The organism is Escherichia sp. E14V7, assembly GCF_004212225.1.
Taxonomy (GTDB): domain Bacteria; phylum Pseudomonadota; class Gammaproteobacteria; order Enterobacterales; family Enterobacteriaceae; genus Escherichia.
In genome coordinates this window covers 276,277-290,416 of sequence record NZ_RHJJ01000010.1, presented here as the reverse complement: position 1 = coordinate 290,416, position 14,140 = coordinate 276,277, and the positions used below count along the sequence as shown (strand labels likewise).

The window sequence follows — 14,140 nt, the reverse complement described above, 5'->3', positions numbered from 1 at the left end:
GGATGTAGCTAATGAGTCAGGACAGTAAAGTTTTCTTTCGTATATTCCTCGGTATCGGTCTGGTACTGACCCTCATTTCTATTGTTATCTTTTATAACCAGTTCACCTATAGCAAAGATGCGATTCATACCGAAGGCGTCATTGTTGATACCGTCTGGCACTCCAGTCATTCTCATCGCACGGGTAAAGATGGTTCGTGGTATCCCGTCGTTGCCTTTCGCCCGACGCCAGATTACACGCTAATTTTCACTTCGAGTATCGGCAGCGATTTTTATGAAGACAGCGAAGGCGATAAAGTTAATGTTTATTATTCTCCGGGGCATCCTGAAAAGGCTGAGATAAATAACCCGTGGGTTAATTTTTTTAAATGGGGGTTTATCGGCATTATGGGCGTTATTTTTATCGCCGTCGGTTTATTAATCAGTATGCCCTCCTCTAAAAAGTCACGCAGGAAACGGAAGTCCCGCCCATGAAAAAAATCATAATACTGCTCAGTTTGCTGATACTTCTGCCTCTGACGGTAACCAGTAAGCCCTTAATCCCAATAATGAAGACACTTTTTACGGATGTTACAGGTACTGTACCGGATGCTGAGGAGATTGCGCGGAAAGCGGAGCTTTTTCGTCAACAAACAGGGATTGCGCCGTTTATCGTGGTTGTACCTGGCGTTAATGAAGCAAGCTTCAGGCAAAATGGCAAAGCGATGCTGGCGCATGCATCATCTTCATTGAGTGATGTAAAAGGAAGTGTTCTGTTACTTTTTACTACCCGCGAGCCACGGTTAATTATGATCACCAACGGCCAGGTTGAAAGCAGCATGGACGATAAGCATCTCGGCCTTCTGGTAGAAAATCACACGCTGGCTTATTTACATGCGGACCTCTGGTATCAGGGAATCAATAATGCATTGGCTGTTTTACAAGCACAGATATTAAAACAACCGACGCCGCCATTGACATATTATCCGCATCCCAGACAACAGCAGGAGAATGATCCTCCCGGCAGCACCACGACATTAGGCCTTTTTGCCTGGGCGGTTGCATTCATCGTCTTTACTGCATTTTTTAACTACACGACTCGTTTTATTTATGCATTAAAGTTTGCAGTGGCGATGACTATTGCCAATATGGGTTATCAGGCTTTATGTTTGTATATCGATGACAGCTTTGCGATTACCAGAATATCGCCGCTCTGGGCAGGACTGATTGGTGTCTGTACGTTTATTGCCGCGTTGTTATTGACGAGTAAACGGTAAAAGAGGCAGTAAAGTGTGCGCGTATTATGCCGGATGCGGCGCGAACGCCTTATCCGGCCCACAAAACCCGCAAATTCAATTAATTGCGTCCCCTTGTAGGCCTGATAAGCGTAGCGCATCAGGCAATGCTTCCTGCTTTATAAGCCCTTCAGCAACTTTTCAACAAATTCTGGTACCACCTGGCTTGCCGGGCCGTAATATTTCTCGGCAAATTCATTACCGACCTGACTCGGTTCGAGATTGAGTTCAACCGTATGCGCGCCATGCAGTTTCGCTTCGTGAACAAACCCAGCCGCCGGATAAACATGCCCGGAAGTACCAATGGCAATGAAAATGTCGGCCATCGACAACGCCATATAAATTTCATCCATGCCGAGTGGCATTTCGCCAAACCAAACTACGTGCGGTCGCATGGGTGCCGGGAACTGGCAACAATGGCATTTATCTTCTGGCGTAACGTCTCCGGTCCAGTCGAGAACCTGCCCGCTTTGCGAACAACGTACTTTCAGCAATTCCCCATGCATATGAATCACATTGGTATTACCTGCGCGTTCATGCAGATTATCGATATTCTGCGTCACCAGCAAAAAGCGATCGCCGAGGGCGTCTTGCAGTTTAGCCAGAGCAAGATGCGCAGCGTTAGGCTGAATTTCTGGCTGCTGTAGTTGACGGCGACGGGCGTTATAAAACGCTTGCACCAGTTCAGGATCGCGATCAAAACCTTCCGGTGTAGCCACATCTTCAACCCGATGTTCTTCCCACAGGCCATCTGCTGCGCGAAAGGTACGAATACCTGATTCCGCAGAAATTCCTGCCCCTGTCAGTACGAGTACTCTTGGTTTTTCCATTGCTTCCGGCACCACTTTATCTCTGAAAAAAATACGCTGACGCAAACGCTCGTGCAGGCGGCGTTTATTTTTACGAAAACGACTTAACCGATGACCCCGACGCGACAACATAGCAACCTCTGTTGATTAATCGGTTAGATGTAGGAAGGCCGCACCACGCATTCCTCCTGCATCCCCATGACGCGCACGTTCAATGCGCGGAACACGAGCTACAGGTAAGAGATGACGAGGCAGCCTGTCCGCCAGTTGCGTTGTGATTGCCGGGAAATTCGATAAGCCACCGCCAATGACCAGCAAATCAGGGTCAACAATGGTCAGGATATTTCCCAGACAAACCGCTAATAAATCCAGATAACGCTCAACGTGCGCCCTTGCCTGCTCATCGCCTTGCTCATAAAGCGCAATAATTTCGGGAGCCTGCAACGGTTGATGGTAATAGTGTTGATACAGCCACGCAAAGCCGCGACCAGACAGATAATTTTCAATGCAACCGTGCTGACCACAGCCGCAGCGACGTAACGGGAAATCCAGCCCCATCATGGTTAACGCATCGACGGGAAGGCGCATATGCCCAAATTCACCCGTAATATAGCTTTTACCCGTTACCGGTTTACCATTGAATACCAGTCCACCGCCAACGCCAGTCCCCAGGATCAGTCCCATCACCAGTGGATATTGGGTAAATTCATCGTCCCAGGCTTCAGAAAGGGCAAAGCAGTTGGCGTCGTTATTAAGGCGCACATCGCGTTCAAGGCGGGCGCTCAGATCGGCACGTAGCGGTTTACCGCTGGCGGCGGGGACATTGGCGGCATACAGCGTGCCATCTTCTGTTTCCGGCATTCCCGGAATACCGATGCCGACAGAACCTTTACAGCCAAAACGCTGATCGGCTTCGGCCACCAGTTCGCACACTGCATCTAAAAATGCGTCATAGCTGTCACGCGGTGTCGGCACCCGCTTTTCCCACTGCAACTGCCGACCGCTATCAAACACGCCTAGCGCAATTTTCGTTCCACCAATATCAAACCCGTAATACATTGCCGCTCCTTGTTTTAATGTACTGCCTTTACTGGCCGCTAAGGACTCGCGCAGGGTCAATATTACTGGCGCGTCGCGCCGGATACCAACTTGCCAAAAGACTCAGCAACAATGCTGTGACCAGTACGTAGAAGACGTCCAGCCAGTGCAATTCCGATGGCAGGAAGTCAATAAAATAGATATCGCTGGAGAGGAACTGATGACCGATCAGCTTTTCAATCCACTCAATAATCGGGGTAAGTTGCAGTGAAACCACTACGCCGATAATCACACCACACAGGCTGCCGAACAGCCCTGCCAGCAATCCATACCAGACAAAGATGGCGCGAATTAAACCGTCTTTCGCCCCCAGCGTTCTTAATACTGCGATATCGCCACTCTTGTCTTTCACCGCCATCACCAACGTGGAGACGATGTTGAAACAGGCCACGCCAATCACCAGTACCATCGCCAGATACATAATGGCGCGGATCATCTGGATATCGCGATACATATAGCCGTAAGTACCAATCCAGCTTTTAATATAAACGTAGCTGTTGGTTACTTCACCCGCGTCACGTACCAGTTTGTTAGCGTTGAAAACATCCGTCATTTTAAGGGCAATGCCTGACACACTGGAACCCATATCAAGATATTGTTGGGCATCCGCCAGCGGGATCATGGCAAAACTGTGATCGAGTTGGCCACTCAACTGCAAAATACCCGCAACGTGCAAACGCACACGTTTCGGCTGCATCAGCTTATGCTCGGGATTCGAGTTTGGGATCATGATCGACACCCAATCGCCCTGCTTCACTTTCAGCGCATCCGCCACGCCTTTGCCGATGATAATTTGCTGTTCGCCCGCTTTAAAATTGTTCCAGGCATCGCCCTGGACAAATGATGGCAGCGCGCTCAGACGCTGTTCCTGTTGCGGATCAACGCCTTTAACCTGCAGAGCGCGCAGATTCGCGCCACTCTCCACCAGCCCGGTGAAATTGATATACGGCGCAGCGGCGGCAATACCCGGCACTTTCTGCACTTTATCCAGTGCTTCCTGCCAGTTAATCCACGGCTGATCTACCGCCTCAATTTCACCGTGCGGTACCACCGCCAGAATACGGTTGTTCAGTTCGCGTTCAAAGCCATTCATCGCGCTTAAGCCGACGATCAATACCGCCACGCCAAGTGCAATGCCAATGGTAGAAATGACGGAGATCAGCGACACCATGCCGCCGCGCCGCCGTCCGCGACTAAAACGCAGGCCAATTAATAACGATAAAGGCATCGCCATTACTCCGCCCCCATCAGGCTTAGTTCCGCCGTCAGACGACCATCACGCATCTCCAGTTGGCGGCTCATACGTTTCGCCAGTTGCAGGTCGTGAGTGACCACCAGGAAGGCGGTGCCCTGCAAGCGATTCAACTCCCCAAGCAACTGGAAGATGCTGTCTGCGTTACGCGCGTCAAGGTTACCGGTAGGTTCATCCGCCAGTACCAGGCGCGGGTTATTGACCAGCGCACGGGCAATCGCCACACGCTGGCGCTCACCACCGGAAAGCTCTGACGGGCGGTGATTCGCACGATGCTCCAGCCCCACCGCTTTTAACATTTCCAACGCTCGACTGTTGATTTCAGCGGGCTTTTTCTTGCCAATCAGCAGCGGCATAGCCACGTTTTCCAGGGCAGTAAAATCCGGCAGCAGGTGGTGAAACTGATAAATAAAGCCCAGCTTCTGGTTGCGCAGCTCTGCTTTCGCCGCCGAAGACAGTTTGCTCATCGGCTGACCGTTAAAAATCACATCGCCGGAAGTTGGCGTATCCAACCCGCCTAACAGGTGCAGCAAGGTACTTTTACCAGAACCAGAGCTACCGACAATCGCCATCATTTCACCTTCGCCCACGCTGAAACTGACATTGTGCAGCACATCGGTTTGCACACTGCCTTCCTGATAGCGTTTGCACAGGTTGTCGCATTGCAACAGGATCTTATTCATAACGTAAAGCCTCAGCGGGTTGAGTGGCGGCAGCGCGCCAGGAAGGGTAAAGCGTAGACAACAGCGCGATAGCCATCGCCACCAGCGCAATAACAATGACCTGTAAAGGTTCGATAGCGACCGGCAGCGCCGCGCCATCAAGCAGGACGCCGATTATCGGCATCAGATTATTCAACTGGCTGGCAAGCAGTGCGCCAAGCGCTGCTCCGAGGATTGCACCGATAATCCCGGCGCTGGCCCCTTGCACCATAAAGACCATCATGATTTGTCGCGGAGTTAAGCCTTGCGTTTGCAGGATCGCTACTTCGCCCTGCTTCTCCATCACCATCAGCCCTAGCGAGGTAATAATGTTAAACGCCGCAACGGCGACAATCAGGCTCAGCAGTAAGCCCATCATATTTTTTTCCATGCGTACGGCCTGGAAAAGCTCGCCTTTACGGTCACGCCAGTCCTGCCATTTGCTGCCTTCAGGCAGTTTTTGCTGACTTAATGAGTCGACTTTCAGCGGCTCATCCAGCCACAAACGCCAGCCGGTAATATTGCCTGCCGGATAGCGCATAAGACGCGAAGCATCCTCAATATTCACCAGCATTTCATAGCCATCGACTTCACTGTTGGCGGCGAAAGTGCCAATCACATTGAACAGGCGCTGGCTTGGAATACGCCCCATTGGCGTGAACTGGCTGGCAGATGGCACCATCACGCGGATTTGATCACCGCGATTAACGCCCAACTGTGAGGCCAGCTGTTCACCGAGGATGACATTATATTTCCCCGGCTCGAGGTCAGTTTGTTTCACATTGACCAGATACGGCGTTAGTGGATCTTTTTGCGCCGGGTCGATACCCAGCATCACCCCGACCGCCACGCTGCGCGCGCTTTGCAGTACCACATCACCGGTAGTGATAGGTACGACGTGATTAACGCCGTCCAGTTTGACTGCCGTTTCCGGGAGTTGCTGCGGGTTAAGAGAGCCATGCTCAGAAGAGAGAATTGCCTGTGGCATCAGGCCAAGGATGTTGTTTTGCAGCTCGCGCTCAAAGCCGTTCATCACTGACAATACTGTGACCAGCGCCATCACCCCGAGGGTAATGCCGATGGTCGAAAGCCAGGAGACGAAACGACCGAAGCGATCCGCTGCACGCCCACGCATGTAACGCAGGCCAATAAATAGAGCGACAGGTTGGTACATGAAATCCGTCTGGTTGCTGTTAGCAAAGACACGAGTATATAAGCGAAAGCGGGATGGGTAAACGTCTGAACTGTAAGTGATCGTCAGGGCTAATCTGAAAAGTACCAGCAAATCAATCGGCTAAAGGGCCTCATTTTATCATCGGCCTTGTGGCCTGATCTTTATCTGAAAAATAACCAAATACAGACAGATACGCATTACACCACGCGACTCGCCCCGCAGGATTAACAGCATGTTAAATAAAAAGAGCGTGTTGTCCTGATGAAACAAAAAGAGCTATGGATTAACCAGATCAAAGGGTTATGTATTTGTCTGGTGGTGATTTATCACTCGGTCATTACCTTTTATCCGCATCTGACCACTTTCCAGCATCCGTTATCGGAAGTCCTGAGCAAATGCTGGATCTATTTCAATCTTTACCTTGCGCCCTTTCGTATGCCGGTTTTTTTCTTTATTTCCGGCTATTTGATTCGCCGCTATATCGACAGCGTACCCTGGGGAAATTGTCTCGATAAACGCATCTGGAACATCTTCTGGGTGCTGGCGCTTTGGGGCGTGGTGCAGTGGCTGGCGTTAAGTGCACTGAACCCGTGGCTGGCACCTGAGCGCGATTTAAGCAATGCCTCCAATGCTGCTTATGCCGATTCCACTGGCGAGTTCCTGCACGGGATGCTCACCGCCAGCACCAGCTTGTGGTATCTGTACGCTTTAATTGTCTATTTCGTGATATGTAAAATTTTTAACCGCCTGGCTCTGCCGTTATTCGTTCTGTTTGTGCTGATGAGTGTGGCGGTTAATTTCGTTCCCACGCCGTGGTGGGGAATGAACAGTGTGATCCGCAATTTGCCTTATTACAGCCTTGGTGCATGGTTTGGCGCAACATTAATGACCTGTGTTAAAGAGGTGCCGTTGCGCCGCCATCTGCTGATGGCTTCTTTGCTGGCTGTTCTGGCGGTTGCTGCCTGGTTGTTTAATATCTCGCTGCTGTTGTCGCTGGTATCGATTGTGGTGATCATGAAACTGTTTTATCAGTACGAGCAGCGTTTCGGTATGCGTTCCTCCAGCCTGCTGAATGTGATTGGTTCTAACACCATTGCCATCTACACCACCCATCGCATTCTGGTAGAGATATTCAGCTTAAGTCTGATTCCGCAAATGAATGCAGCCCGCTGGTCGCCGCAACTCGAACTGACGCTCCTGCTGGTTTATCCCTTTGTCAGTTTGTTGATTTGTACTGTTGCTGGATTACTGGTGCGAAAATTTTCACAACGCGCATTCAGCGACCTGTTGTTCTCCCCGCCTTCTCTGCCTGCCACCAGTTACTCTCGTTAAGCCATCGCCCCAGCCGGGGCGATTCAATTTGCTAAACCATGTTGTTTACGGATAATGAACAGCATTGCTTATCAGAGATATGCCCCCATATGTTGGGGCATATCCTAACGAGACTCTGACAACCGTTATGCCTGAACAATATCGTTATACGCTGCCCGTCAAAGCGGGTGAGCAGCGTCTGCTGGGCGAGTTAACTGGCGCTGCCTGCGCGACGCTGGTGGCGGAAATTGCCGAACGTCACGCCGGTCCGGTGGTACTCATTGCACCAGATATGCAAAATGCTCTGCGTTTGCATGATGAAATCAGCCAGTTCACCGATCAGATGGTGATGAATCTGGCGGACTGGGAAACCCTCCCTTACGACAGTTTTTCGCCTCATCAGGACATTATCTCCTCGCGCCTTTCCACCCTTTACCAGCTACCGACAATGCAGCGTGGCGTACTGATTGTTCCGGTGAATACGCTTATGCAGCGCGTTTGCCCGCACAGTTTTCTCCACGGTCATGCACTGGTAATGAAAAAAGGTCAGCGCCTGTCACGAGATGCATTGCGAACCCAACTGGACAGCGCCGGTTATCGCCATGTTGATCAGGTGATGGAGCACGGCGAATACGCCACGCGCGGCGCGTTGTTGGATCTCTTCCCGATGGGCAGCGAACTGCCTTATCGTCTTGATTTCTTTGATGATGAAATCGACAGCCTGCGTGTATTTGACGTCGATAGCCAGCGCACGCTGGAAGAAGTTGAAGCCATCAACCTGCTGCCCGCACACGAATTCCCGACCGATAAAGCGGCAATTGAACTGTTCCGCAGCCAGTGGCGCGATACCTTCGAAGTGAAGCGCGATCCGGAACATATTTACCAGCAAGTGAGTAAAGGCACATTGCCTGCCGGGATCGAGTACTGGCAGCCGCTATTCTTCAGCGAACCGCTGCCGCCACTGTTCAGTTATTTCCCTGCCAATACGCTGCTGGTGAATACTGGTGATCTGGAAAACAGTGCCGAACGTTTCCAGGCTGACACGCTGGCGCGTTTTGAAAGCCGTGGCGTCGACCCAATGCGCCCACTGTTGCCACCACAATCGCTCTGGCTGCGGGTGGACGAGCTCTTCTCAGAGCTGAAAAACTGGCCCCGCGTGCAGCTAAAAGCTGAACATTTACCGACAAAAGCAGCGAATGCCAATTTAGGCTTCGAGAAGCTGCCAGACCTGGCCGTTCAGGCGCAACAAAAAGCGCCGCTGGATGCGCTGCGTAAGTTCCTCGAGTCTTTCGATGGTCCGGTGGTGTTCTCGGTAGAAAGTGAAGGTCGCCGTGAAGCGCTGGGTGAACTGCTCGCGCGAATTAAAATTGCTCCGCAACGCATTATGCGTCTTGATGAAGCCAGCGACCGTGGGCGTTATTTGATGATTGGCGCTGCCGAACATGGTTTTGTCGATACGGTGCGTAATCTGGCGCTGATCTGCGAAAGCGATCTGCTCGGTGAACGCGTTGCCCGCCGTCGTCAGGATTCTCGCCGCACCATCAACCCCGATACACTGATCCGCAACCTCGCGGAGCTGCATATTGGTCAGCCGGTGGTCCATCTGGAGCACGGTGTCGGGCGCTATGCCGGAATGACCACGCTGGAAGCGGGCGGCATTACTGGCGAGTACCTGATGCTCACCTATGCCAACGACGCCAAACTATATGTTCCGGTGTCGTCACTGCATCTGATTAGCCGTTACGCAGGTGGCGCGGAAGAAAACGCCCCGCTGCATAAACTTGGCGGCGATGCGTGGTCACGCGCGCGGCAGAAAGCGGCGGAAAAAGTGCGTGATGTGGCGGCGGAATTGCTGGATATCTACGCGCAACGCGCCGCCAAAGAGGGCTTCGCGTTTAAACACGATCGTGAGCAGTATCAGTTGTTCTGCGACAGCTTCCCGTTTGAAACCACGCCGGATCAGGCGCAGGCCATTAATGCGGTGCTTAGCGACATGTGTCAGCCGCTGGCAATGGACCGTCTGGTGTGCGGCGATGTTGGCTTTGGGAAAACAGAAGTGGCGATGCGCGCCGCTTTCCTGGCAGTAGATAACCACAAGCAGGTAGCGGTGCTGGTGCCTACCACCCTTCTCGCGCAACAGCATTACGACAACTTCCGCGACCGTTTCGCCAACTGGCCGGTACGTATCGAAATGATCTCCCGTTTCCGCAGCGCCAAAGAGCAGACGCAAATCCTTGCGGAAGTGGCGGAAGGGAAAATCGATATTCTGATCGGTACGCACAAACTGCTGCAAAATGACGTCAAGTTTAAAGATTTAGGCCTGCTGATTGTCGATGAAGAACACCGCTTCGGGGTGCGTCATAAAGAGCGCATTAAAGCGATGCGTGCGAACGTGGATATTCTGACGCTTACCGCTACGCCGATCCCACGTACGCTGAATATGGCGATGAGCGGAATGCGTGACCTGTCGATTATCGCCACGCCGCCCGCCCGTCGTCTGGCAGTTAAAACCTTTGTCCGTGAGTATGACAGTCTGGTGGTCCGGGAGGCGATCCTGCGTGAAGTTCTGCGCGGCGGTCAGGTTTATTATCTCTACAACGATGTGGAAAACATCCAGAAAGCCGCCGAACGGCTGGCGGAACTGGTGCCAGAAGCGCGGATTGCTATCGGTCACGGGCAGATGCGCGAGCGCGAGCTGGAACGGGTGATGAATGATTTCCATCATCAACGTTTCAACGTGCTGGTTTGTACCACCATTATCGAAACCGGAATCGACATCCCGACTGCCAACACCATTATCATTGAACGCGCGGATCACTTCGGTCTGGCGCAGCTGCACCAGTTGCGCGGTCGCGTCGGACGTTCGCATCATCAGGCATATGCATGGCTGCTGACGCCGCATCCGAAAGCGATGACTACCGATGCGCAAAAACGTCTTGAAGCGATTGCCTCGCTGGAAGATCTCGGGGCAGGCTTTGCGCTGGCAACGCACGATCTGGAGATCCGCGGCGCGGGTGAATTGCTTGGCGAAGAACAGAGCGGCTCGATGGAAACCATCGGTTTCTCGCTGTATATGGAGTTGCTGGAAAACGCCGTCGATGCACTGAAAGCCGGACGCGAGCCGTCGCTGGAAGATCTCACCAGCCAGCAAACAGAAGTCGAGCTGCGGATGCCGTCGCTATTGCCAGATGATTTCATCCCTGACGTGAACACGCGTCTGTCGTTCTATAAACGTATTGCCAGCGCCAAAACGGAAAACGAACTGGAAGAGATCAAAGTCGAGCTTATCGATCGCTTCGGCCTGCTGCCTGATCCGGCGCGTACCCTGCTGGATATTGCCCGTCTGCGCCAGCAAGCGCAGAAACTGGGGATCCGGAAGCTGGAAGGTAATGAGAAAGGCGGCGTGATCGAATTTGCCGAGAAAAATCACGTTAATCCAGCCTGGTTGATTGGTTTGCTGCAAAAACAGCCGCAGCATTATCGCCTTGATGGCCCGACGCGCCTGAAGTTTATTCAGGATTTGAGCGAGCGGAAAACACGTATCGAATGGGTTCGACAGTTTATGCGTGAACTGGAAGAGAACGCGATCGCTTAATGGTGAGATCGGGGGTGTTTCTGCGCCCCCATCTGCAACATTTACAAATTCTTTGCACTTCCCTGCACTATCCGACACTGTCACCATCCATAATTCAGGCTTATCTTTTTATTACAATAACCTTATATTTATTATGGATTTTTGGTGATGATCAAAACGCGTTTTTCTCGCTGGCTAACGTTTTTTACGTTCGCCGCAGCCGTGGCGTTGGCGCTACCGGCAAAAGCTAACACCTGGCCGCTGCCGCCAGCGGGCAGTCGCCTGGTTGGCGAAAACAAATTTCATGTAGTGGAAAATGACGGTGGGTCGCTGGAAGCGATCGCCAAAAAATATAACGTCGGCTTTCTCGCTCTGTTACAGGCTAACCCCGGCGTTGATCCTTACGTGCCACGCGCGGGTAGCGTGTTAACGATCCCATTGCAAACTCTACTACCAGACGCGCCGCGCGAAGGCATTGTGATCAACATTGCGGAGCTGCGTCTCTATTACTACCCACCGGGTAAAAATTCAGTGACCGTGTATCCCATCGGCATTGGTCAGTTGGGTGGTGACACGCTGACACCGACAATGGTGACCACCGTTTCTGACAAGCGTGCAAACCCAACCTGGACGCCAACGGCAAACATTCGCGCGCGGTATAAAGCACAGGGAATTGAGTTGCCTGCGGTAGTTCCGGCTGGACCAGATAACCCTATGGGCCATCATGCGATTCGTCTGGCGGCCTATGGCGGCGTTTATTTGCTTCACGGTACGAACGCCGATTTCGGCATTGGCATGCGGGTAAGTTCTGGCTGTATTCGTCTGCGTGATGACGATATCAAAACACTCTTTAGCCAGGTCACCCCAGGCACCAAAGTGAATATCATCAACACACCGATTAAAGTCTCTGCCGAACCAAACGGTGCGCGTCTGGTTGAAGTGCATCAGCCGCTATCAGAGAAGATTGATGACGATCCGCAGCTATTGCCGATAACGCTGAATAGTGCAATGCAATCATTTAAAGATGCAGCACAAACTGACACTGAAGTGATGCAGCATGTGATGGATGTCCGTTCCGGGATGCCGGTAGATGTGCGCCGCCATCAACTGAGCCCACAATCGCTGTAACTCCCGGATAAAAAAATCCCCGCGGCACAGTATGTCGCGGGGAAAAAAGCAGCAATAGCGGGCATTAATGAGGGTTAATGCTTATTTATAAATGACTGCCGTTCCGTGGAGGGTATTCGGACCGGTTACTGAAGTAATACGGAAAGATTTTGCGCCCATCTCATCCGCTTTTTGTGCCAGCTGTTCTTCCAGCGATCCCAGATTTGTCCCCGCGTTAGCACTAATAGTACCCACTTTTTGTTGGCCTTCTGGTGTTGCCTGAACTTCGACAGCCGCAAAGCTGGCAAATGACATGGAACTTAAAATCGCCGCAGCGATGAGGGTTTTTACGTTTTTCATAATAGTGGCCTTATGCAGGTGAATGGCGTCGCAAGAAATTACTTAACGATCGATAACTAAATGATAGATGTGATCTGGATCACATACAAGAGGTTTTTTATAACAATCATTAATTAAATTAAAAAACTTTAAATTTCAGTTAAATAGAGAGTTTTTATTTTTCTATTTTCTGGACTGGTGAAGGGAGGTGATTATTTTTATAATAACCATTCATTCACAGCCACCAGGTACAATGGCATCATGGCAACAGACTCAACACATTGTGTAAAAAAAAGCCGTGGCCGCCCAAAAGTGTTCGACAGGGAAGCCGCGCTTGATAAGGCCATGAAATTGTTCTGGCAGCACGGTTATGAAGCGACTTCCCTTGCGGACCTCGTTGAAGCGACCGGAGCCAAAGCGCCAACGCTCTACGCGGAATTTACCAACAAAGAGGGGTTATTTCGCGCCGTACTCGACCGTTATATCGATCGCTTTGCCGCTAAGCATGAAGCGCAGTTGTTTTGTGAAGAAAAAAGCGTGGAGTCTGCACTGGCGGACTATTTCGCTGCCGTCGCCAACTGCTTTACCAGCAAAGATACCCCCGCGGGTTGCTTTATGATTAACAACTGCACCACGCTTTCAGCGGATTTGGGCGATATTGCTCATACGGTGAAATCACGTCACGCAATGCAAGAACGCACCTTGCAGCAGTTTTTAAGTCAACGCCAGGCACGCGGGGAAATTCCCGCCCACTGTGACGTAACGCATCTTGCGGAATTTCTTAATTGTATTATTCAGGGGATGTCGATAAGCGCCCGTGAAGGCGCATCGCTGGAAAAACTGATGCTGGTTGCCCGGACAACGCTGCGTTTATGGCCTGAACTGGTGAAGTAAGACGCAAAAAAAAGCCCCTCAGCCTGAGCGAATGAGGGGCTAAATTGCAGAGTACAGCCTTGTTATACTTTGTTATTCAGAACCAGTTGCCCATTGTTATCTAATGGGATTTGCGTACCCGGATCGCTGTTCATCCGAATTTTGCCCTGCTGATCGCCAATCTTATAGGTCACATCATAACCGAGCATTTTTTCTGACTTGTCATACACCGTTTTACAACGCTGCTGCGTGGTAGTGTAAGTATCGCTTTCCTGGAGAGAGCCCTGGATCTGGTTACCGGCATATCCACCGCCCAGCGCCCCCACAACAGTGGCGACATCTTTACCGCGACCACCGCCAAACTGATGCCCTATCACCCCGCCAGCGACGGCCCCGAGGACCGAACCAGCAATGCGGTTTTCATCCTGCACCGGTCGGCGATGGGTCACCGTGACATTGCGACACTCCTGACGCGGTGTTTTAACCGTTTCCTTGATTGGGGTTGCTGAGACAACCTGAGCGTATTGCGGGCCACGTTCAAACACGTTCAGACTGGCCACTGCCGCTACGCCAAGCGCAGCCGCTACACCAATCCCGATACCCGCCAACATTGATTTATTCACGGGAAC

Annotated in this window: 13 protein-coding genes; 6 read left to right on the top strand and 7 right to left on the bottom strand. The window is 51.7% G+C overall.

Going from position 1 to position 14,140, the window contains the following annotated elements:
* Positions 1–11 precede the first annotated feature (11 nt).
* Together D9741_RS12560 and D9741_RS12555 are read left to right on the top strand one after the other, a co-directional pair.
* Complete coding sequence (locus D9741_RS12560) at positions 12–473, top strand: DUF3592 domain-containing protein (RefSeq protein ID WP_130215931.1); 462 nt, start codon at positions 12–14, stop codon at positions 471–473.
* Positions 470–1,255, top strand: coding sequence for a TPM domain-containing protein (locus D9741_RS12555; protein ID WP_130215929.1), 786 nt, complete (start codon positions 470–472; stop codon positions 1,253–1,255). The genes D9741_RS12560 and D9741_RS12555 overlap by 4 nt, the downstream gene beginning before the upstream one ends.
* 137 nt (positions 1,256–1,392) lie before the next feature.
* Here the strand turns inward: D9741_RS12555 and cobB are convergent, their stop codons facing one another.
* From cobB to lolC, 5 genes are read right to left on the bottom strand one after another with little or no spacing between them, the layout of a single operon-like run.
* On the bottom strand, positions 1,393–2,214 hold the full coding sequence (cobB, locus tag D9741_RS12550) for a Sir2 family NAD+-dependent deacetylase (RefSeq protein ID WP_130215927.1): 822 nt from the start codon (positions 2,212–2,214) through the stop codon (positions 1,393–1,395).
* A 15-nt stretch (positions 2,215–2,229) separates the two neighbouring features.
* The gene (nagK, locus tag D9741_RS12545) at positions 2,230–3,141 is read right to left on the bottom strand and encodes an N-acetylglucosamine kinase (protein ID WP_130205577.1); all 912 of its coding nucleotides are present in this window, start codon (positions 3,139–3,141) and stop codon (positions 2,230–2,232) included.
* A 28-nt stretch (positions 3,142–3,169) separates the two neighbouring features.
* Positions 3,170–4,414 (bottom strand): lipoprotein-releasing ABC transporter permease subunit LolE, encoded by a 1,245-nt coding sequence (gene lolE, locus D9741_RS12540; RefSeq protein WP_130215925.1) that lies wholly within the window; start codon positions 4,412–4,414, stop codon positions 3,170–3,172.
* Positions 4,414–5,115 carry a lipoprotein-releasing ABC transporter ATP-binding protein LolD gene (gene lolD, locus D9741_RS12535; protein WP_001033695.1) on the bottom strand — a complete coding sequence of 234 codons (702 nt, stop codon included), beginning with the start codon at positions 5,113–5,115 and terminating at the stop codon, positions 4,414–4,416. Before lolD ends, lolE begins: the two co-directional genes overlap by 1 nt.
* On the bottom strand, positions 5,108–6,307 hold the full coding sequence (gene lolC, locus D9741_RS12530) for a lipoprotein-releasing ABC transporter permease subunit LolC (protein WP_130215923.1): 1,200 nt from the start codon (positions 6,305–6,307) through the stop codon (positions 5,108–5,110). Before lolC ends, lolD begins: the two co-directional genes overlap by 8 nt.
* A gap of 261 nt (positions 6,308–6,568) precedes the next feature.
* On the opposite strand from lolC, the gene D9741_RS12525 reads away from it, so the two are divergent.
* From D9741_RS12525 to ldtC, 3 genes are all read left to right on the top strand, one after another.
* The gene (locus D9741_RS12525; RefSeq protein WP_130215921.1) at positions 6,569–7,639 is read left to right on the top strand and encodes an acyltransferase family protein; all 1,071 of its coding nucleotides are present in this window, start codon (positions 6,569–6,571) and stop codon (positions 7,637–7,639) included.
* Positions 7,640–7,766: 127 nt separating this feature from the next.
* Positions 7,767–11,213 (top strand): transcription-repair coupling factor, encoded by a 3,447-nt coding sequence (mfd, locus tag D9741_RS12520; protein WP_130215918.1) that lies wholly within the window; start codon positions 7,767–7,769, stop codon positions 11,211–11,213.
* Between the two features lie 144 nt (positions 11,214–11,357).
* Positions 11,358–12,320, top strand: coding sequence for a L,D-transpeptidase LdtC (ldtC, locus tag D9741_RS12515; RefSeq protein WP_165383447.1), 963 nt, complete (start codon positions 11,358–11,360; stop codon positions 12,318–12,320).
* An 81-nt stretch (positions 12,321–12,401) separates the two neighbouring features.
* On the opposite strand, the gene bhsA is transcribed toward ldtC, so the two are convergent.
* A complete protein-coding gene (gene bhsA, locus D9741_RS12510; protein WP_000800147.1) occupies positions 12,402–12,659 on the bottom strand; it encodes a multiple stress resistance protein BhsA in 258 nt (85 codons plus the stop codon).
* Positions 12,660–12,899: 240 nt separating this feature from the next.
* Between bhsA and comR the strand changes: the two genes are divergently transcribed.
* Complete coding sequence (gene comR, locus D9741_RS12505; protein ID WP_130215916.1) at positions 12,900–13,532, top strand: TetR family copper-responsive transcriptional repressor ComR; 633 nt, start codon at positions 12,900–12,902, stop codon at positions 13,530–13,532.
* 62 nt (positions 13,533–13,594) lie between these two features.
* Here the strand turns inward: comR and D9741_RS12500 are convergent, their stop codons facing one another.
* Positions 13,595–14,134 (bottom strand): glycine zipper 2TM domain-containing protein, encoded by a 540-nt coding sequence (locus D9741_RS12500; RefSeq protein ID WP_064528599.1) that lies wholly within the window; start codon positions 14,132–14,134, stop codon positions 13,595–13,597.
* Positions 14,135–14,140 lie beyond the last annotated feature (6 nt).